10 protein-coding genes are annotated in these 20,599 nt (G+C 71.5%); all 10 read left to right on the forward strand.

All coding sequences use genetic code 11. The features are described from left to right. Nucleotides 1-33 precede the first annotated feature (33 nt). The 10 genes from BLO63_RS00315 (at nt 34) to BLO63_RS00360 (ending at nt 20,580) form a co-directional block, all read left to right on the forward strand. The gene (locus BLO63_RS00315) at nt 34-4,815 is read left to right on the forward strand and encodes a DUF6603 domain-containing protein (RefSeq protein WP_244517531.1); all 4,782 of its coding nucleotides are present in this window, start codon (nt 34-36) and stop codon (nt 4,813-4,815) included. A 2-nt stretch (nt 4,816-4,817) separates the two neighbouring features. Then, nucleotides 4,818-6,818 carry a hypothetical protein gene (locus tag BLO63_RS00320; RefSeq protein WP_091435772.1) on the forward strand — a complete coding sequence of 667 codons (2,001 nt, stop codon included), beginning with the start codon at nt 4,818-4,820 and terminating at the stop codon, nt 6,816-6,818. Continuing rightward, complete coding sequence (locus tag BLO63_RS00325) at nt 6,815-10,450, forward strand: hypothetical protein (protein ID WP_091435774.1); 3,636 nt, start codon at nt 6,815-6,817, stop codon at nt 10,448-10,450. The genes BLO63_RS00320 and BLO63_RS00325 overlap by 4 nt, the downstream gene beginning before the upstream one ends. A gap of 14 nt (nt 10,451-10,464) precedes the next feature. Further along, nucleotides 10,465-13,077: a hypothetical protein gene (locus tag BLO63_RS00330; RefSeq protein ID WP_091435776.1), complete on the forward strand. Its 2,613-nt coding sequence runs from the start codon at nt 10,465-10,467 to the stop codon at nt 13,075-13,077. A gap of 51 nt (nt 13,078-13,128) precedes the next feature. Continuing rightward, the gene (locus tag BLO63_RS00335) at nt 13,129-14,193 is read left to right on the forward strand and encodes a hypothetical protein (protein ID WP_091435777.1); all 1,065 of its coding nucleotides are present in this window, start codon (nt 13,129-13,131) and stop codon (nt 14,191-14,193) included. A gap of 40 nt (nt 14,194-14,233) precedes the next feature. Next, nucleotides 14,234-14,851 carry a phage tail protein gene (locus BLO63_RS00340; RefSeq protein ID WP_091435779.1) on the forward strand — a complete coding sequence of 206 codons (618 nt, stop codon included), beginning with the start codon at nt 14,234-14,236 and terminating at the stop codon, nt 14,849-14,851. A 133-nt stretch (nt 14,852-14,984) separates the two neighbouring features. Continuing rightward, complete coding sequence (locus BLO63_RS00345) at nt 14,985-16,202, forward strand: nucleotidyltransferase domain-containing protein (protein WP_244517533.1); 1,218 nt, start codon at nt 14,985-14,987, stop codon at nt 16,200-16,202. Beyond that, entirely contained in the window at nt 16,199-17,890 is a 1,692-nt protein-coding gene (locus tag BLO63_RS00350) for an ATP-binding cassette domain-containing protein (RefSeq protein WP_091435783.1), read from the forward strand. Before BLO63_RS00345 ends, BLO63_RS00350 begins: the two co-directional genes overlap by 4 nt. Before the next feature lie 248 nt (nt 17,891-18,138). Further along, on the forward strand, nt 18,139-19,125 hold the full coding sequence (locus BLO63_RS00355) for a patatin-like phospholipase family protein (protein ID WP_091435785.1): 987 nt from the start codon (nt 18,139-18,141) through the stop codon (nt 19,123-19,125). A 3-nt stretch (nt 19,126-19,128) separates the two neighbouring features. Further along, a complete protein-coding gene (locus BLO63_RS00360; protein ID WP_091435787.1) occupies nt 19,129-20,580 on the forward strand; it encodes a GntP family permease in 1,452 nt (483 codons plus the stop codon). Nucleotides 20,581-20,599: the final 19 nt, after the last annotated feature.

Consider the following 20,599-nt stretch of genomic DNA (forward strand, 5'->3'; position numbering starts at 1 on the left):
ATGGCCGGGGGAAAAGAGGGGAAGGGCGCGCCGGTGCTTGTCCCCGTGTCCAAGGTCGATCCGGAGCAGTTCGAAACGCTGGCGCTGAAGGATCATGGCTGCGCCCAGCTGGAGCTGTGGCTGGCCGCGCTTGCCGAGGGCGGCGCCACGGTCTCGGCGCGCCAGTTCGAACTGCCGGTCTTCGCGGAAAGCGGCGCCCGCACGCTGGCGACGCGCCTCTTCGTTTCCTCCGCCGAGCGCCGCGACGTCTGGCGCCCGGGCGATGCCTATGCCGACCTCAAGCCGGCAAAGGCCATCATCGACAAGGCGCTGGGCCTGCGCGCGGCGCAGCTTTGCTATTCCTCCTATGATTTCGGCGCCATCCACGCTGCCGGCGGCAAGGTGAGTTCCGAAGATCTCGCCCTCGTCACCGGCACGGCTCGCGAACTCCAGCCGGACTGGCCGCACGATCTGGCGCCGCTGCGCGGCGGCATCAATTTCACCGGCGAGGCGACCCTGCTGCCGGAGATCGACCCGGCGCTGCGCACGCGCTTCGGCCTCGACGGCAGCGTGCGTGTCGCCGGCAATGTCGGCAAGCTCCCGCAGGGGGAAAAGCTCCCGCAGGGGGAAAAGCTCCCGCAGGGCTACCGGATCGAGGCCAGCGCCGCTTTGTCCGTCGCCCCGCTGCAACTGCTGGGCGGGCGCCTCACCATCGCGCTGCTCCGGGCCAGCGTCGGGGCGGAAGGCGTTGGCGTGGAAGGAGAGGGCGCGGACGGCGCGACCACGCCCTTCACGCTGGCGCTGCACGGCGCCCTCGCGCTCGACCAGCAGAAGCTGGCGACCTCGATTGACGTAAATGCCCGCAGCCGGCAGCTCACGCTCATTGCCGATGCGCCCGACCCGATCAAGGCCGGCGCGCTGATCAAGAGCCTCGTTCCCGAGCTGAGCGACAAGCTCAGCGATGCTCTCGGCACCATGGACAAGGTGGTTCCCGGCCTGCAACGGCTGGAAGTGGCCACGCCGCTGGACGGGTTGGAAGGCGCGCGGCTCGCACTCTGGCTGGGCTACAGCGAAGCCTTCCCCCTGCTCGATCTCATCCGCATCACCCCCAGCCTGTACATCACCAGCACCTATAGTGGCGGGGCCTTCACCTTCGAGGCCGAGCTGACCGGCCGGGGCGAGATCGGCAGCGGGCCGCAGGCGCTTACCTTCGAGACGACACTGTCCCTGCCCGAGGGTGCCTTCCGTGCCACGCTGGTCGAGGGCAGCAAGGTCGTCCTGCCAGCGGACATCGCCGGCAAGATCGACAAGGTGGAAGGGCGCGAAAGCCTGCGGCTGATCGACCTGGCGATCAGCGCGAACACGACGACGAAGGATTATTCGTTCTCGGTCATCACCATCGGCTTTCTCCAATACCGGATCGGCAAGGGTTCGCTGCTGATCGGCGATGTGCGCTTTGAAATCGACAAGAGCGCGGGCGGGAGCGTCACCGCCCTGCTGGAGGGCACGCTGGTCGTCGGCGATGTCGAGGCCGAGGTCTCGATCAACATCGACAACGGCCTGAAGGGCAAGGTGACGATCCCCCGCCTGCCGCTCGGCGCCATCGCCGCCGATCTGCTGCAGATCGAGGCCCCAGAGGAACTGGCGGCGGCGGAAATCAAGGACTTCGAGGTCGCGCTCACGCTCGGCAAGGAGACGGAGTTCGCCTTCAAGGCGGAATCGGACTCGGAATTCACCCTTGCCGGGCTGAAGGCGAAGCTGGCCAAACTTGACGTCAGCTATGCCGGGAAACTGACATTCGAGGCCGAAGGCCAGCTGCGCTTCGACACCACCGAGGTGGAGCTGAAGCTCGACTATGCCGAGGGAAGCTGGAACATCTCGGTCAACGCCCGGACCAGCTTCGATCTCGGCAGGGCGCTGCGGCCGCTGGCGGCGGAAATCGGCTTCGAGCCGCCCTTCCAGGACGGCAGCCTCACCGTCACCCGCATTGACGGCGCCCTGCGGCTGGGCACCGAGGGCACCCGCATCGCGCTCAGTTTCGGGTTCAAGACCAAGGACGGCGATTTCCGCCTGACCCTGGTGGCGGCGCGCCGGTCGTCCGGAGAGAAGGACGGCTGGGACTACAGCCTCACCATGGGGCCGGCGACGATCGACTTCCGCAGCCTGCCGGTCATAGGCGGGGCGATCGGCACGGCCGCCGATGCCGTCGCCAAAAGCCGGGACAAGGGCGGGGGCGAGGGCGCCGGCAAGACGGCGGTGGGCCTCGACGCGCTGCGGCTCGGGGTGCTGTCCACGCTGGCGGAAGACGACATCGCCGCGCTGTTCAAGAGCCTGCCGGAAAAGGCGTTCCCACCGCCGACCGAGCCGGCGGGCAAGCTCTCGCTGACCGGCACGCTGCGGCTGCTCGATTACGATAAGCCGATCCTCTATCCGCAGCCGAAAGAGAAAGCGCCGGACAGGGAGGCCGGTGAAGCTGACGGCAAGGCCACCAAGGCCGGAAAGGGCGAGGCGCCCGCCAAGATCGAAACGCCTGCCAAGATCGAAACGCCAGCAAAGGGCGCGGCGGGCGAGAAGGCGCCCACTGCCGCCGCGCCGGAAGACAAGCCGGCGGACGATCTGAACTGGCTGACGATCCAGCGCGATTGCGGCCCGCTGCACCTGGCTAAGCTGGGCTACGGCGTGCGCAAACTCGGCGCCAGCTGGGAGGTTTCCGCCGCGCTGGCGGGCAGGATCAATCTGTCCGGGGTGCAGCTGGAACTGATGGATGCCGGCGTCAGCGTCAGCCTTGACGCGCTCTCCGCGCCGCGCGGCCGGCTGAAGGGCATGAGCCTCAGCTTCAAGCGCGGCTCGGTGTCGGTCGAGGGCGGCTTCCTGCAGATGTCCGAGACGGCCTATGGCGGCCAGCTCAGCATCCAGCTTCCCAAAATGTCGATCGGCGCGGTCGGCCTCTATGGCACCTACAAGACCGGCCCCGCATCCAGCGCCACCTCGCTGTTCCTCTATGGCACGCTGAGCTTCACCGGCGGTGCCGGCATCAAGCTCGGCGCGGTCACGCTGACCGGCCTGGCGCTCGGCTTCGGCTATAACCGCCGGGTGGTGGTGCCCGGCATCGGCGCGGTGGCGGATTTCCCGCTGGTGGCGCTGGCGATGAAGGAGGCCGGGGCCGACGCGGACAAGCCCTCGGCAGGCGATATGCTCGCCGCGCTGGAAACGCACCTGCCCTTCGACGAAGGCCAGATGTTCGCCGCCCTCGGGCTGCGCTTGACCATTGCCGAGTCGATCGACGCCTTCGCGCTGGCCATCGCCCAGTTCGGCAAGGATGTGGAGTTCTCGCTGCTGGGGCTCGCCCGCTTCGAGAAGGCGGTGGGCGACCAGAAATTCTGCCGGGTCGAACTGGCGATCAAGATGACCCTGCGCCCGGACGAGGGCGTGTTCCTGCTGCAGGCCGAGCTGACCGCCAATTCCTGGGTGCTCGACCCGTCCTGCCGGCTCACCGGCGGCTTCGCGCTGGGCGTGTGGTTCGCCGGCGCGCGCAAGGGCGATTTCGTGCTCACCATCGGCGGCTATCACCGCGCGTTCAAGCCGCCGGCGCATTACCCCACCGTGCCGCGTCTCGGCCTTAACTGGGCGGTGACGAACGAACTGACCCTCACGGGCGAGCTCTATTGCGCGCTCACGCCGTCGCATCTCATGGCGGGCGGGCGTTTCGAGGCGTCCTTCATCCATAGCCGCATCAAGGCGTGGTTCGTGGCCGCCGTCGATTTTCTCATGCGCTGGGCGCCGCTGGAATATGCCTTGGACGCCGGCATCTCGATCCGGATCGAGGCCGACCTGTCGCTGTTCTCGATCAATCTCAGCCTCGACGTCCAGCTCAGCCTGTGGGGCCCGCCCTTTGCCGGACGGGTGAGGGTCAATCTCTCGGTACTGTCCTTCGAGATCGCCTTTGGCGGCACCAAGGCCGCGAGTGCGATCCGCAGCTGGGCGCAGTTCGGCGCGCTGTTCCTCGACAAGGCCAGCCCGCATTGGCCGGCAATACCCACCATCGGCACGCCGGTGGAGGCCCCGGCGCTTTGCGGCGCGGCGCTGGTCGGCGGGCGGCTGTCGCAGCCGGGCGACCGGCAGCCGGGCGGGCCGTGGCTGGTGCGCGGCGACGAGCTGGTGCTCTCGGTGGCGTCGGTCCTGCCGGCCACCACGCTTGCCTTCGGCACGGTGACGGGCGCGGTGCCGGCAAAAGGCCGCAGCGGCCGCTCCCTCGCGCTGGCCGCGCCGCTGGCGCTGGCGGCGACGGCGGGCCGCCATGCCGCCGAAAGCGCCGCCTTCGGCATCGTCCCGCTGGCGATCACCACGGCGCAGAGCACGCTCACCATTGCCATCGTCCAGGATCGTGCCGGTGGCGTCACCGTGCCGGTCGATCTGGCCGGCTGGGAGAGCGAGCCTGAGCGCCAGGGCATGCCGGCCGCCCTGTGGGACCGCGAGCCTCCGGGCACCACCCCCGCCGCCAGGATGACCGGCGCCTATCTCACCGGCCTCGCACGCCTGCGTCCGCCGGCCGGCCAGCGCCGCGGCGCGGGGACGGTGGTGGAGATCGCCCGCCACCGCGTCCGCGACCTGGTCTTCCGCGACGCCTCCGCCCGCGACCCGGCCGTGCGGGCGCCCGCCGTTCCCCACGCCCCGCATGACGCGGCGGCGCCGCGTCCAGAGCCGTCCGATCTCGCCAAGACGCTGGAAGAACTTGGATTTCCCATTGCGTTCGGCGCCGGCACCCGTGGCGGGGAGGCGCCGGCACGCGCCTTCCACGCCCCGCCAATGAGCCGAAGCTGGAGCGAAGGAGCCTGACCATGCCGAATGCCGGCTCCCCGCCCGACGCACTCAAGGTCGGCCTCTACGATGCCTACCTCCCGGCCCTCACCGCCGGCAGCCACCGCGTGCTGGTGCAGCAGTCGCTGACCTATCCCGACCCGGACGGGACGGCGAAGGCGCACCATTATTACCGCGACGAGGCCTTCCTCGTGCGCGGGCCGCGCGTCTTCCTCGACGAGAACGACATCCATGCCCGCTACCCCTCGGCCGGGGCGATGGGCGATTTCGAGCGCCATGTCCCCTCGATCGTCCTGCGCAAGCGCGCCTTGCCCTGGGAGCGGGAGCTGGCGCTGGGCGGAACGGCACGCCTGCCGTGGATGGCGCTTTTCCTGCTCACCGAGGCCGAGTTCCAGGCGCAGGGCGGCGAGGCGGCGGTGCAGCTGGTCGCGCCCGAGGCGCTGGTCGCGGCCGGCCGCCGCAGCGCCGACGGCGCGGTGCTGCTGCCCAGGCTCGACCCGGAGCCGGACAATGACGCCGGCACTCAGCGCGTCAGCGTGCTCGACCTGGAGCGCGATCTCGCCCGCGCCCTGTGCCCGTCGGCGGCCGACCTGCCGCTGCTGGCGCATATGCGCCAGGTCGAGATGGGCGACAAGCCGCGCGCGGCGATGCACGGGGCCGGCGAATTCCCTGTCATATGCGCCCGCCGGGTTGCCGCGCCCGGCGCCAATCTCGCCTTTCTGGTGTCGCTGGAGGGCTGGGAGGAACTGGTCGAGGGCACGCTGCCGGAAGGGCCGGGCCGTCTGCGGCTGGTGGTTCTGGCGCGCTGGCGCTTCACCCATGATCCCGCCTTTCCGCACAGCTTTTCCGGACTTGCCCGACGCCTCGCCGCCGACACGCTGCGCACGCACAGCCCGCCCGGCACGCCGGAAACGCTGGCCCGCCCGCTTGCCTGTGGCCACACGCCGATGCCCTGCCGAAGGGGCGAGGGCGCGGCGCGGCTGGCCTGGTATCGCGGGCCCTTCGCCCCGGCGCCGGTGGCGCCGCTGCCGGTGGATGAGTTCGCCCATGCCGACGCCGCGCTGATCGTCTCGCCCGAGGACGACGCGCTCACCCTGTCCTATGCCGCCGCCTGGCAGCTGGGGCGGCTGATGGCGCTGGCCTCGCCGAGCTTCCTCGCCGCCACAAGGGCCTTCATCACCGAGGATGCCGGCCCACGCGAAGTGGCGTTCCGGCTCGACATCTTCATGCGCAACCACCTGCTGGCGATCCGGCGGGAATGGGGCGCGCCCGCCCCGTCTCCCGCCGCCGACACCGAGCCGCCCGACGGCTTCCACGCCGCCCTGAAGATGATCGACTGGCTCAAGGGCCTGATGCTGCTGGACGGCGTGCCCTTCCCCTATCTGGTGGCGGGCGAGGCGCTGCTTCCCGTCTCCAGCCTGCGATTCTTCCATCTCGACGCCAACTGGCTGCTGGCGCTGGCCAATGGCGCGCTCAGCCTCAGCGGCAGCGCCACCCGCGCGGCTACCCGCGCCGGCCCACCCATGCGCCGCCTGCTGTCGCGGATCCTGGAGCGCTGCGCGGCGGGCCCGGCGGCCGAACTTGATCCGAAGGGCGAGCTGCTCGACCGGCCGCGCACCGGCTTCCTGCTGCGCTCGACCCTGGTGGCGGACTGGCCGGGGCTGGAGACGGTCGTCACCTCGGCGCCGGAGAGCGCCCGTCCGCTGCGGCTGGAGCGGCTGGCGCCGGATGTGCTGCTGGGCATCGCCGAGGGCCAGATCGTCCGGCTGACGCTCAAGGAGCCGCCCGAGGGGCTGGCCTTCCGCCTGCCGGAGCCGCGCGCCGACGTGCCGGAGCCGGATGCGCGCGGCCTGTTCAGCCCGCTGGCGCGGCTGCGGGCGGAGAGCGCGAACGGCCTCGCCCGCCTCACCCCCGCCGAGGCGTCCGCGCCGCCGCCCGACCCGCTTTCCGCCGCCGCCTTTGCCGCCGGCTGCCTGAGCAGCGGCAGCATCCAGGACGTTGTTTGGGAGATCGCCCGGTGAGCGCTGCCGAAACGGCCGCGAAGGCGGCCACCCCGCTGCTGGTGCCGATCCAGCTCGACGCGCTGGTGATCGAGGCCGATGCCGGCCCGGGCGGCGAGCTGCTGCTGGCGCGCCACACCGCCGAACGTGGCGCCTCGCTGCGCTGGAAGGCGACGCGCGCCAATTATGTCTCCGGCCTGCGTACCCTTGTCGATCCCAAGCTCACGCCCTTTCTCGGCGCGGTGCCAGAGGCGGGGGGGCGGCTGGCGCTGCGCGAGAGCGAGCGTCCCAAGGCCGCCGATCGCGGGGTCTATCTGCGCTGGCTCGTCCCCGCCGGCCTGCGAAAATCGCTGGCCGAGAACAGCCTGAACTTTCCCGCCTTGCCGGACCAGTGGCTGATTATGCGCCTCGTGCGGCGCGCGGCCTCCCGCCGCGAGGTCGAGCTCAAGGCCTGGGTGATCGACGGCTCGGCCTATCCCGGCGACGCCACCTCGGCCAGCCTGCCGGTGGCGCGACCCGGCAAGAGCGCCGCCGCGCCGCCGGAACTGGCGGCGACGCCGGTCGGGGTCGCCCGAACGATGGAAGCGTATGATGCCGCGCAACTGGCGCAGATGGCGCACACCACGCTCACCGCGCTCGGCACACCTTGGACCGGCTCGCCCACCTTCTCCACCTCGCTGGCGGAGAACCGCAATATCCTGTCCTGGCACGACGGGCTGGCCGATCTGCGCGACGGGCAGGGCAGGCTGGCGCTGGCCGCCGTCAGCTATGCGGTGGTCGGATGGTATCTCAACACCGGCGCCGACCCGCTGGCGGCCCTGCCGCAGATACTGAAGGATGCGGCGGGCCGCCCGGCCGATCGCGCCGCCGTGCTGGCGCATCTGGGCTGGACCGCGCCGCCCGGCCTGCCGGAGGCGGCGGGGCCCTGCCTGTTCCATGGCGCGCTCGCCCATATCAATTTCTGGGATGGCGAGCGCTATCGCGGGCCGCTGCTCGGCCACCCGCAATCGCCGCCCGCCCATGGCGGACTGGCACCGCCGGAGGCGCGGCTGGAGGTGGGGCTCGGCAGCTCGGCGCCGGCGGCGCTGGCCGCGCTGGTGTCGGACCAGTGGTGGACGGATGAGTTCGAGCCGAAGGATCGGCCGAAATGGGCGGTGCTGGAGGGGCATCTGCTGGGCGCGGCCGATCCCGCCGGGCTCGATCCCGGCACCCGCCGGCGGCTCGACCATCCGCTCGGCTTCACCTCGCTGGAGGCGGGGGTGCTGCACGCCCTGGTGCAGGGCGCCGACGCGGCGGACAAGGGCCCGGCGCCGACCGCCGCGCAGAGTCAGGAACTGGCCCGGCTCAACGGCCGGCAATCGGCGCTGAACGACGAGGTGCGCGGGCTGGTCGCGCGGGCGAACGCGCTGCGCATGGCCTGGCGCGAGCGCATTGTCGCGGTACGCACCGGCACGCTGCGCCTGAGCGCGCAGCCGGACCCGCTGGCCGGGCTGCAGGCCGAGCTCGACGCCTTCGCCCGGGCGGTGGAAGCGGCAACGGCCACCGCCGCCGCTGTTGCCGCCGAGCTGGCCGCCCTCACGGCCGGCCTGCCCAAGGGGTGGAGCCTGCAGGCCGCGCCGGAGCCCCCGTTCTGGGTGGCCGCCGATCCGGTGGTGATGCTGGCCGGGCTGCCCGGCGGCAGCCGGGGCGCGCTGCCGGAAAAACTGCCCTGCCGCACGCCCGCAAGCCTCGTCGCCAACGCGCCCATTGTTGCCGAGCGCGCCGCCTTTCCCACCGAGGCCCTGTCCGCGCTGGCGGCAACCCTCGCCGCCAAGGGGCTGCCCCTGGCCGGCACCCTCGCTGGCGTGCTGCGCGAGGCGGCGCTGATGGAGCAGGCGGTCGCTTCCACGGCCTTTGCCGACGCCGCGCCCTTTGCCGGGCAGATCGAATGGGAGCGGTGGAAGAACGCGCTGCAGGCGCGCTTCCGCTCGGGTGCGGGGGATGGGTCGCTCACCCTGGCCGGCGCCGATGGCAGCGCGGTCCTCCCCGAGGCGCTGGTCGCGGTCTGGGGCCAGCAGCCCTGGTCGCCGCTCTATATCGACTGGAACGTCAGCTGGCACGCCAGCCCGGCCGGGCTGAAGGACTGGACCTTCCCCACCGGCCAGCGCGCGCTGCACTACGACTACCGGCAGCCGGACGGGGTGCCGGCGGCCGGAGGTGAGGCGCCGGTGGCGGTGAAGGGCCGCAGCCTGATGGCGCCGATGGATGGCGGCTTCCTGACCACCGCGCTCAACGCCGCGATCGCCGAGTCTGCTCTGAACAATGGCGATTTCGCCACGCTGACCCGCGCGCCGCTGGTCGGCCAGACATTGGCGGGGCTGGGGGCGAGCCTGCGCCGCCTCAACGCCCAGGCGCTGACGCCCCGGCCCGATGCGGCGCTGCCCTGGCTCACCCCGGCGACGGACGAGCGGCTGCAGGCCGGGACCACCGCGCTGGCGCGGCTCGCTGCCGGCCTGCGCATCGCCATGCCCGCGCCGCTGCCGCCGCTCGCTCCCGCGCCGGGCGAGACGCCCCCGCTTGAGGCCGGCTGGTTCCGCCTCGACCATCTCTGGGTCGTCGATGATTTTGGCCAATGGGCCGAGCCGGTTGCCCGGCCCGGCACACGGGTGCAGCCGCATCCGCGCTCGCGCCTGCGGCCCGGCGCGGCGGTGGACGACACCCAATGCGGCCCCTTCGCCCGGCCGCCCCGCCTGAATGAGGGCGCGCGGCTCGATGTTTCCTTCGTCGGGCCGCAGGCGCCGATCCGCGGCTGGGTCTATCTCAACCGGCTGGACCATGCGCTGGTTGTCTGCGCCGGCGATGGACGGTTGCTGGGCGAGCTGGCGCTGCGGCCCGCCGGGCCGGGCGGGGCTGGGCGCGTCGTCTGGCACAGCCTGGCCGAGGCGGCCCCCGTCGCCGTCACCGGCCTAGGCGATCCGGTGCTCGCCCATCTGGTGGCGTGGCTGGCGGACCCGGCCGAGGGCGCCGACCGGCTGGCGCGGATGCTGGCGATGGTGGCGGAGGCGCTCCCCGGCATCCGGGCGCGCGAAGCCGCCCCCGAGCAGATGCTGATCGGCCGGCCGCTGGCGGTCGTCGTCGCTCAGGCGCGGCTGCAGTCCTTTCGCGGCGCGCCGGGGGAGGCCGCCCGCGCGCTCGCCCTGCCGCTGCGGCTCGGCAACCGGCAGGACCCGCAGGACGGCCTGGTCGGCCACGCGCAGGGGCTGACCTTTGCCGCCTTCGCCGGGCTCGACGGGGCGCCCGCGCCGCGCGCGGGCTTCGCCACGGCGAGCGAGCTGGTGCTGCTCATGGACCCGACAGCCTCGGTGGAAGTCGCCTGCGGCGTGCTGCCGGCGCGGGCGGTGAGCCTGCCCGCCGACGAGGTGCGGGCGGCGCTGGCCCGGCTGGAGATCGGCTTCGGCGTCGGGCCGGTGCTGTTTCACGGCGCGCTGCCGGTCCTGCCGCCGCCGGCCAGCACCGGCGGGACGTGGGAACTGCGCGCGGCCGATGGCGCCGTCGCGGCGGTGGCGGCGCTCGGCATCGAGCCGCGCTTCGACGGGGCGCCGCCTTCGGCGGGCGAGGGCTGGTTGATCCTGCGCCGGCCCGAGCCGTCGGCGACGACCGTGCCACAGGCCTGAAACAGGGGATCGGGATGACATATCGCACGAGGTTCTCCACCCTGCTGGCCGCCGCCCTTCTGGCGGTCCTTCCCGGCCTTGGCGGTGCGCCCGCCACCGCCCAGAGCCCGGCGCAACTCCCGCCGCCGCTGATCGAGGCGCGCGTGGTGCCCGGAAGTCCTGCGACGCTGCAACTGGTCGTGCCGCCCCAGCTGGGGGCCGACGGCCCGCCGGGCCCGCGCGTGGTGCAGATCCTGCTCGATCGCGACAGCCTCGCCGACGACCTCATCCGCGACCCGTCCGACGACCTCTGGCAGGATATCGGCTCGGTCAAGGCGGTGCTGCGCGACCCGGTGGGCGACCCGCCCTGGTTCCTGATGCGCAGCGACGCCGCCGATCCGAAGAAAGTCCGCATCGGCATCGCCAACTACGATCTCAACCAGAGCGACGCCGGGCCGCTGAGCCCGGTCGGCTCGGCCCTGCGCATCTTCCTGCCGCTGCGCGCGGGCGACAAGGACCTGACGCTGGAGGTCAGCGCCGGCGCCAGCATCGACACGCTGTCCGCGCCCATTCCGCTGGAGGCGCCGGCGCAGCCGTCTCCCGTGGTCGATCCCGAGGCCAAGGTCGCGTTCGGCGTCGATGTCGCCGCGCCGAACGCGCTGGCGATCGGCACCCCCGTCACCCTGAGCTGGAGCATCGCCGACTGCGTCCAGGCGACGCTGAGCGGCCCGATCGATGTGCGCCAGCCGGTGCTGGCCCTCAAGCCCTCCAATGGTGTGTGTGCGGGCTCGAAGAAGGTGCTGGCGCTGGGGAGCGCCACCTATCAGCTGACCGCCGAGCTGTCCGGCGGACCCGACAGCCCCGCCAGCGTCGTCGTGACCCGGACGGTGGGGCTCGATGTCGTGCGCTTCGAGAATCTGGCCAATCTGACCCTCACGCCGCCCTCGGTGCTGCCCGGCGGCCGGGTGCGGGCGCGCTGGTACATCAGCGAACTGCCGGCCGACGATCGGCGCGAGGCGGTCCTGTCCTGGACCGATGCCGATGGCAACCGGCGCCTGCAGCGCCTGCGGGCCTCGGCGAGCCAGACCACCTCGGGCGAGATGAGCTTCGCCGTGCCGCTCCGGCCGGGCGAAGCCGACACCGCCGTGCGGCTGCACTATGGCGAGGAAACCATCGAGCGCTCCTTCGCGGTCGAGCGCTGGCAGGTCGCCGGGCGTTCCTCGCTCGAGACCGGGCGGTTGCACGGCATGGCCTTCGCCGGCGGCCGGCTGGTGCTGTGCAGCGAGAAGGGCCTGTTTTTGTCCGATGTCGGTGCCGGCGGTGGCATCGGACCGGGCGGCATCGGCAAGGTCAACGACCCGTTCCCGGATTTTGCGCGCGTTCCGATTGCCATTGGCGAGCGCCCGGCGGCGGGCGGGCCCGGTGCCACCGCCGGCCGGCCCTCGATCGAGCAGGCCCCGTGCCTGGCGGTGCGCGCCATCGACGCCGAGCGGGTGGCGGCGCTGGTCCAGATCGAGAAGCCGGCCGCCGGCAGCCCCGGCTATGCCGAGCTGACGCTGCTGTCGCCGGCCAAGCAGCTGGCAAGCTATCCGGTGACCCTGGCCGATGGCCCGGTCGACCCCGGCGCCGCGCAACTGCGGGACTATCAGATCGGCATGCTGCGCGGGCGGATCATGGTGCAGGTGCAGATCGGCCCGCGCGACCGCACCACCGATCTCAATCCCCGTTCCTCCATCAAGGCCTTCTCGATCGGCGAGGGCGACATCCGCGCCAGCACTGCCGGCTGGCGGGCCGAGCCCGCGCTCGCCACCGACGAGCTGAGCCCGCGCTATGGCTGGTACCTGGCGGACGGCTTCGGCGCCGACAATGCGGCGCTGTTCCTGGTGAACGCGATCACCGGCGCGACCGCGCGCTACGAGGCGAGCACCGCCAGCATCCAGGGGCTGGACGAGGCCCGGGCCAGCGGCTCCCCGGTCCGGCTGGCGGCGGCGCGCGAGGCGGTGGAGATCGATTTCCCCACATCGGCCCGCCCTCTGGGCAAGGTTCAGGCCGGCGCGCTGGCGGACGGGCCGCTGCTCAATGTCGGTGGCGTGCTGGTCGCGTTCGGGGCAGGGGCGGCCTACAACCCGCAGACCAATGAGTGGCAGCCGGGCTCCTTCGGCGAGGCCGGCGGCAAGGGCAGCGTCGCCGCCTATCGCGGCGACAACGAGCCGCGCCTGTGGCTGATGAAGGCCAATGGCGAAAGGCTCAGCCTGCCGGTGGAAAGCCCGCGCCTGTTCGTCGCCGATTATTTCGAGAACGGGCGTGCCGCCAGCCTTCCCTATCTGGTGCTCGGCGCCAGGGTGACGGTCCGCAGCCGCGAGGCGCTGAAATGGCGGACCGACCGGCGCACCCGGCTGGTCGACAAGGCCGCGGGCCAGGAGACGGTGGAGTGCACCGCGAAGGGCGTCACCCGCTCCGTTCCGATGGTGGTGAGCACCTACGAGCTGCTCTACCCCGATCGCGGCTTCGATCTCATCGGGGTGTCCGCCGACGGCAGGACCAGCGTTTCCAAGGCGCACAAGGGCAAGGGCAGCTGGGATGTCACCGTCAGCTCCGACCCCTGCGTCACGGTTCGGGTCGAGCCGGTCGCGGTGCCGAGCCGGTGAGCCCTTCACAGCAGCCCGCCCCTCGGCAGTCCCAAGGCAAGGAACAGGACGATGAGCGAAGACACCGTGACGCCGCGATGGACGCTGACCCGGGTCAGCCAGATCGACGGCGAGAATCTGAGCCTGACCCTCGACGGCGACAGCGCCCCGAAGGTGGAGATCACGCCTGAAGGCAAGGCCACTTTCAACACCTCGCTGACGGTGGTCGGCGCCGTGATCATGGAATCGGCGGCGACGGCCCGGGCCGGCCTCACCGTGGACAACAAGCTGACGGTGAACGGCTCGGCCACGGCCACCGGCACGCTCGCGGCGGATCAGGGCCTCACCGGCCTGGGCGCGGTGCCGGTCGGCGCCATCCTCCTGTGGTCGGGCGACCCGGCTAAGCTGCCGGCCGGCTGGCTTCTGTGCAATGGCGGCGGCTGGCTGGCCAATGGCGACCCGGTCCCGGACCTGCGCGGCAGCTTCATCGTCGGCCATGATCCGCGCAGCGATGACTACAAGCTCGTCCACAATCGCGGCGGCGCCGCCACCCGCGTCCTGAAGGCCGCCAACCTGCCGAAGGAAGAACTGCTGAACCTGAAGCAGTTCATCGCCGCGCGACCAATCATCGACGGCGACACCTATGGGCTGTCGCGCAGTGTCGGGCGGGACGTGGAGGTCGGCTCGAAGGGCATGAGCGAACCCTTCGACATCCGCCCGCCCTGGTATGCGCTGGCCTACATCATCTATGCCGGGCATGGCGCCGTCGTTCCCGCCGATCCCAACATGCGGGCGGTCCTGCGCAATGGTGAAACGCTCAAACGGGGCGAGGGCGTGGTCTCTCCATCCGCGCGCTACACCCTGCTGTTCGAGGCGACGGGAAAGCTGGTGCTTCTCGACAATCTGGACCCGCTCAAGCCCCGGCGGCTCTGGGTGGCGCAGCAAAATGGCAGCGACAGCGTTGGCGACACCGCCATCCAGCAGGCTGACAGCAATTTCGTTATGTACACCGCCAGCGGCGCGGTCGCCTTCGCGTCGGACACCTACAAAAAGGGCGGCATCCTGCTCCGCGTGACGGACGACGGCAAAGTCAGAATCGACGGCGCCGACGGCAAGCCCGTCTGGTCGAAGCCCTGAAACGATCCCATCCCGCGATCATCCCAACAGGAGCGGCCCCATGAACGACCAGACCGTGACGCCGAATTGGACCCTGACCCGGGTGAGCCAGGTCGACGGCCGCAACCTAAACCTCACCTGCGAGGGCAAGAGCGAGCCGGCGCTGGAGATCACCACCGAGGGCAAGACCACGCTCAACACCCCGCTCACCGTGAACGGGCCGCTCGCCGTCACCCAGGCCGTGACCGCGACCGGCGGCGTGAGCGTGGGCGGTGCCCTGAAAGTCGGCGGCGGCCTTGCTGTTACCGGCGCGATCGAGGCGGCGGGTGGGATTGCCGGCCCGGGGACGCTGCCGAAGGGGGCGGTCATCATGTGGTCGGGCGACCCGAAGGATGTCCCCGCCGGCTGGGCCCTGTGCGACGGTAGCAACGGTACTCTGGACATGCGGGCGAGGTTCCCCGTCGGGGCGGATGGCGGCTCGTTCGGTCTTGGCAAGCCGGGCGGAAGCGCCAGCCACAATCATGCCATCGTGCATAACATCGAGCTCAAGGCCACGCGGTTGGCGGATGGCAAACTCTTCGAGGTCCTTTCCCCGGGCATCCTTGAGATCAGATGTGTCACGGACCATGCCTCCAACCTGCCGCCCTATAGGTCGCTGCATTTCCTCATGAAGCTGTAGAGGGCCCGCGCGGGCGGCCGGCGGTGCCGAAGGCGAGCCGGCGCGGCTTTACAGCGACCGGATCGAGACGATAGAAACCGCTCGCATGCGGCGCGGGGGCGGATGTCCCGCATCCCGCAGCGATTGGGCGGGAATGAGCGGAACGTCAGGGCACGCCGTGCGCGAAGCCGACCCAGCCTTTGCGCTGCTGCTGCGGCTGTGCGCGCGGGCGGCGCGGCATGGGGCGCCGGACTCTGCGGCGACAGCAGGCCGTGTCGATTGGGAGGCGTTCCTCCGCCTGGTCGAGCGGCACCGCGTGGCCGGCCTCGTCCATCTGGCGCTGGGGCGCGTAGGTGGAGACGCCGCGGATGCGGTTCCAGAGCCGGTGCGCCAGTCCATCGCCCAGAAGGCGGGAGGGCTGGTCCGACACAACCTCGCCATGGTGGCCGCCACCGTACGCCTGCAGAAGATGTTCGACGCCGCCGGCATCGAGGTGGTCTTCTTCAAGGGCGCGCTGGTCGGCCAGCGGGCCTATGGCTCGATAGGTGTCAAGCACGGCAAGGACATCGATTTCCTGGTGCGGCCGGACGATCTGGCGGCGACGTTCGGCCTTCTCGCCGGCGAGGGCTACCGGCCGGTCTTTCCCAAGGCCCCGTTGACCCCGGCCAAGATCGACGCGCTGCGCGCCTTCCAGATGGAGGCGGTCATGGCCGATCCGGCGCGCGGGGTGCAGCTGGAGCCGCATTGGCGTCTCACCGAAAACCGCCGTCTGTTGCCGCTCGGGCCGCTTCTGGCGGCCGCGGACAAGCGCGAGAGCCTGGGCGGCGTGCCGATCCGGGGCTTCCATCCCGATGACGAGTTCGCCTATCTCTGCGTCCACGGCGCTCGCAGCGGCTGGTTCCGGCTGAAATGGCTGGCGGACTTGCACGCGCTGCTGGCGGGGCGGCCGGAAGAGGAGCGGCTGCGCCTCTATCGCCACGCCGAGACAAGGGGCGCCGGGCCCGCCGCCCTTCTGGCCTTCGGCCTGTGCCGCGATTTGTTCGCGCTGCCGGTGCCGGCGGCGCTGGCAGGTCCGGTCGAGGCGCCGCTGCAGCGGGCGATGCGCCGCCTTGGCGTCACCGCCCTGCATGATGAAGACCCGCAATTCTCCATCCGCCGGGTGGTGGTGCTGCCGATGCTGCACGCCCTGGCCTGCGGTCCCCGCCATGTGATGGCGGAGATCCTGCGCTGGTCGGTCAACTGCCAGGACGCGCTGGACGTGCCGCTGCCGCGCGCGCTGTATTTTCTGTACCCGCTGCTGCGGGGGCCGCTCTGGCTCTGGCGGCTGCTGGGGGGCAAGGGCCGGCTGGGCCGCAGGGTGGCCCGCCCGTGAAGAGGCTTCCCGTCGACACGGCGCTGCTCGCCGCCTTCCTCCGGGCCCTGGCGCATTCCGCCCGCGGCCGGGGCGCGCTCAGCATCGCGGTCATCGTCGCCGGGGCGCTGGTGGAGAGCGTCGGGCTGGTGCTGCTCATTCCGGTGCTGCAGGTGCTGACCGAGCGCGAGGGCGTCGTGCCGGCCTGGTTCGCCGGCTGGAATCCCGACCACCTGCTGCTGTTCCTGCTCGGCTCCTTCCTGCTGGCGATGACCCTGCGCGGGTTCATCCTTTATGCGCGCGACCGGCTGTTGTGGCGGGTGGAGGATGATTTCGTCGACGCCCAGCGCGAGCGCCTGATGCGCGGGCTGGCCTCGGCGCGCTGGGCCTCGCTGGCCTCGCTGCGCCATGCCGAGGTGCAGAACGTGCTGTCCTCGGAAATGGTCCGGCTGGCGATGGCGGTCCGCTTCTTCGTGCAGATCGCGGTCGGCGCCCTGCTGGTGCTGGTGCAGGGCGGGCTGGCGGTCTACATGGCGCCGGCGCTGGCCGGCACGCTATTGGTCGCGGTCGCGCTCGCCGCCATCGCCTTTTCCGGCCTGGAGCGGGCCGGGGCGCTGGGGCATGATTTCGCCCGCGCCGGCCTCAACCAGATGCAGGTGATCGGCAATCTCCTGTCGGGTCTCAAGGCCGCGCTGGCGCAGAACCTGCAGCAGCGCTTCGTGCGCGAGTTCCGCCAGACGCTGCACGAGGCGCGGGAGAACCGCCGCCGCTTCACGGAACGCCAGGCCCGCACCCGGCTGGTCTTCGCCATCGGCTCGGCCGCCTGCGCCTGCGTGGTGGTGGCGGGCGGCGCGCTGGTGCTGCAGGTGCCGACGCCGGTGCTGATCCTGCTGGTGCTGATCTTCGCCCGGCTCGCCGGCCCGGTCGCCAGCCTGCAACAGGCGTTGCAGCAATTCGCCTATAGCCTTCCCGCCTACGCCGCCGTCGCCGCGCTGGATGCGCAGATGGAGCAGGCCGGCGCCGCTATCCCGGGCGTGCCGCAGCCGATCGCGCCGGGCCCGATCGAGCTGCGGGCGGTGCGCCTGCTTCATGGCGCGGGCGCCGGGGTCGCCGGCGTCGATCTCGTCATCGCCCCCGGCGAGCGGATCGCGATCAGCGGCGCGTCGGGGTCGGGCAAGACAACGCTGCTCGACGTGCTGGCGGGGCTGATGGTGCCGGACGCCGGCGGGGTTCTGGTTGGGGGCGTCGCGCTCGACGCCGTCGCCACCCCGGCCTGGCGCGAGCACGTCGCCTATGTGGTGCAGGAACCCTATCTGTTCCGCGACAGCGTGCGCGCCAATGTGGCCGGCGACACGCCCTGCGACGACGACGCCATCTGGACGGCGCTGGAACAGGTGGGTGCGCACGCGCTGGTGCGGCGGCTGGAGCGCGGGCTCGACACCGTCATCGGCGAGCGCGGCGCCATCCTGTCGGGGGGCGAGCGCCAGCGCCTCGCCCTTGCCCGTGCCCTGCTGCGGCGCCCGCGCCTGTTGATGCTCGACGAGGCCACCAACGCCCTCGATCTCCCCTCGGAACGGCGGCTGCTGCAACAGCTGGCCGCGCTCGACGCCCGCCCGGCGCTGGTGATGGTCACGCATCGGCGGGAGAATCTGGACCTGTTCGACCGGATTCTGGAGCTGCGCGAGGGCCGGCTGCACCCGGTATCCTAGCCGGGGAGGGTAGCCGGCTTCGATGTTGCGATGCAGCATCGGCATCGCTACGGTAAGGGCGCCCGGTTCCGAAAGGTGCGCCAATGCCCTCCAAGGTCCTGCCTCCCGCCGCCCCTCCTGCGTCCTCCGCCGCGAAGACGCCTCGGCGCGGGCCCCGCAAAGGCGCCGGAGCCTCGCCGGTTGCGGCTCCCTTGCCCGGGGGGGCGTCCGCGCCCGCGCGGTCCGGGCCGGTTCCAATTGATCTCGCTTTGCAGGGCGGCGGCTCGCATGGCGCCTTCACCTGGGGTGTGCTCGACCGGCTGCTGGAAGAGGATTGGCTACGGATCGAGGGGATTTCCGGCACCTCCGCCGGGGCGATGAACGCCGCCGTTCTGGCCGATGGCTTTGCCGCCGGCGGGCGTGCGGGGGCGCGCGCCGCGCTTGATGCCTATTGGGGGCATGTCGCCGAGGCGGCACGCTTCAGCCCGTTCCAGCGCGGCCCGCTCGACGTGCTGCTCGGGCGCTGGACGCTCGACCATTCGCCGCTCTTCGTCACCATGGACCTGATGTCGCGGCTCTATTCGCCCTATGACCTCAATCCGGGCGGCGCCAATCCGCTGCGCGCCATTCTGGAGAAGGCGATCGACTTCGAGCGGCTGCGCGCCTCGCCGGTCAAGCTGTTCATCACCGCCACCAATGTGCGCACCGGGCGCGGCCGGGTGTTCCGCAATGCCGAGATCACGCCCGAAGTGCTGATGGCCTCGGCCTGCCTGCCGACGCTGTTCCAGGCGGTGGAGGTCGACGGCGAAAGCTATTGGGATGGCGGCTATTCCGGCAACCCGACGATGACGCCTTTGGTGCGCGAGCTGGAATCCGACGACACGATCCTGATCCCGATCAACCCGGTGGAGCGCCCCGGCACGCCCCGCACCGCCTCGGAAATCCTCAACCGGCTCAACGAAGTCTCGTTCAACGCGGTGCTGCTGAAGGAATTGCGGATGATCGCCCTGCTGCGGCAGGTGGCCGATCCCGGCAATTGCGAGGGCGCGCAATGGGCGCGGATGCGCATCCATCTGGTGCGCAACTCGATCATGGACACGCTCGGCTATTCCTCGAAGCTCAATGCCGAATGGGAGTTCCTCTCCATGCTGCGGGACGAGGGCCGCAAGGCCGCCGACGCCTTCCTTGCAGTCGATGCCGGCAATATCGGCAAGCGTTCCTCGGTCGATCTCGACGTGCTGCTCGAAGGGGTGTGAGCCATGGGCCTCATTGGCATCCTGCTCGGCCTTGGCCTGCTGGTCGGGTTCGCCTATCGCGGCTGGAGCGTGCTGCTGCTGGCGCCGCTGGCGGCGCTGCTCGCCGCCCTGCTGTCCGGCGAGCCGCTGCTGGCCAGCTGGACCCAGACCTTCATGGGCAGCGCGGCGAGCTTTGTCGGCCAGTTCTTTCCGCTGTTCCTGCTCGGCGCGCTGTTCGGCAAGCTGATGGAGGACAGTGGCTCGGTCGCCGCCATTGCCGATTTCATGACTGAGACGCTGGGGGCGCCGCGCGCCATCCTCGCCGTGGTGCTGGCCGGGGCCATCGTCACCTATGGCGGCGTCAGCCTGTTCGTGGCGCTGTTCGTGCTGGCGCCGATGGCGCAGGCGCTGTTCCGCGCCGCCGACATTCCGCGCCGGCTGATGGCGCCGGCGATCGCGCTCGGCACCTTCACCTTCACCATGATGGCGCTGCCCGGCACGCCGGCGATCCAGAACGCCATTCCGATGCCGTTCTTCGGCACCACGCCTTTCGCCGCGCCGGGGCTCGGCATCATCGCCTCCGCCATCATGCTCGGCTTCGGCCTGTGGTGGCTCGCCCGCGCCGAGGCGGCCGCGCGCCGGGCCGGGGAGGGGTTCGGCGATGGCACCGCGACGGTCAACGCCGCTCTCGACGATCCGGTGCTGCGCGAGCGGGCGACCACGGCGCGCGAATTCGACCCGGCCGAGATCGCCCATGGCCACCAGAGCGAGGCGCGCCCCTCCATCGTGCTGGCGGCGCTGCCGCTGGGGCTGGTGATCCTGGTGAATCTGCTGATGTCCTTCCTCGTGCTGCCGCGCCTCGATTTCGGCTTTCTGGCCGAGCCGCGCTGGGGCGGGGTGCCTTTGTCGGCGGTCAGCGGCGTGTGGTCGGTGGCGGTGGCGCTGATCGTGGCGATCGTTGCGACGCTCGTCATCAACTGGCGCCGCCTGCCAAAACTGCGCGAGACCATGGATGCCGGCGCCAACGCCTCGGTGCTGCCGATCTTCTCGGTGGCGAGCCTTGTCGGCTTCGGCGCGGTGGTGGCGGCGCTGCCGGCCTTCGCGCTGGTGCGCGACTGGGTGCTTTCCATTGATGGCGGGCCGCTGGTGTCGCTGGCGGTGGCGGTCAATATCCTGGCCGCGCTCACCGGCTCCGCCTCGGGCGGGCTCACCATCGCGCTCGACGCGCTCGGGCCGGTCTTCCTGGAGCGGGCCGGGGCGCTGGGCATCGAGCCGGCGCTGCTCCACCGGGTGGCGGTCATGAGCGCGGGCACGCTGGACAGCCTACCGCACAGCGGCGCGGTGGTGACGCTGCTCGCCGTCTGCGGGGTGACGCCGCGCCAGAGCTATCTCGACATCGTCATGGTTGCTATCGTCGGTGCCCTGGTGGCGCTGGTGGCGGTCATCGGGCTCGGCTCGGTGCTGGGGAGTTTCTGAAGGCTGCGGGCCCCGGGAC

This window comes from Ancylobacter rudongensis, assembly GCF_900100155.1.
GTDB classification, from domain to species: Bacteria; Pseudomonadota; Alphaproteobacteria; order Rhizobiales; family Xanthobacteraceae; genus Ancylobacter; species Ancylobacter rudongensis.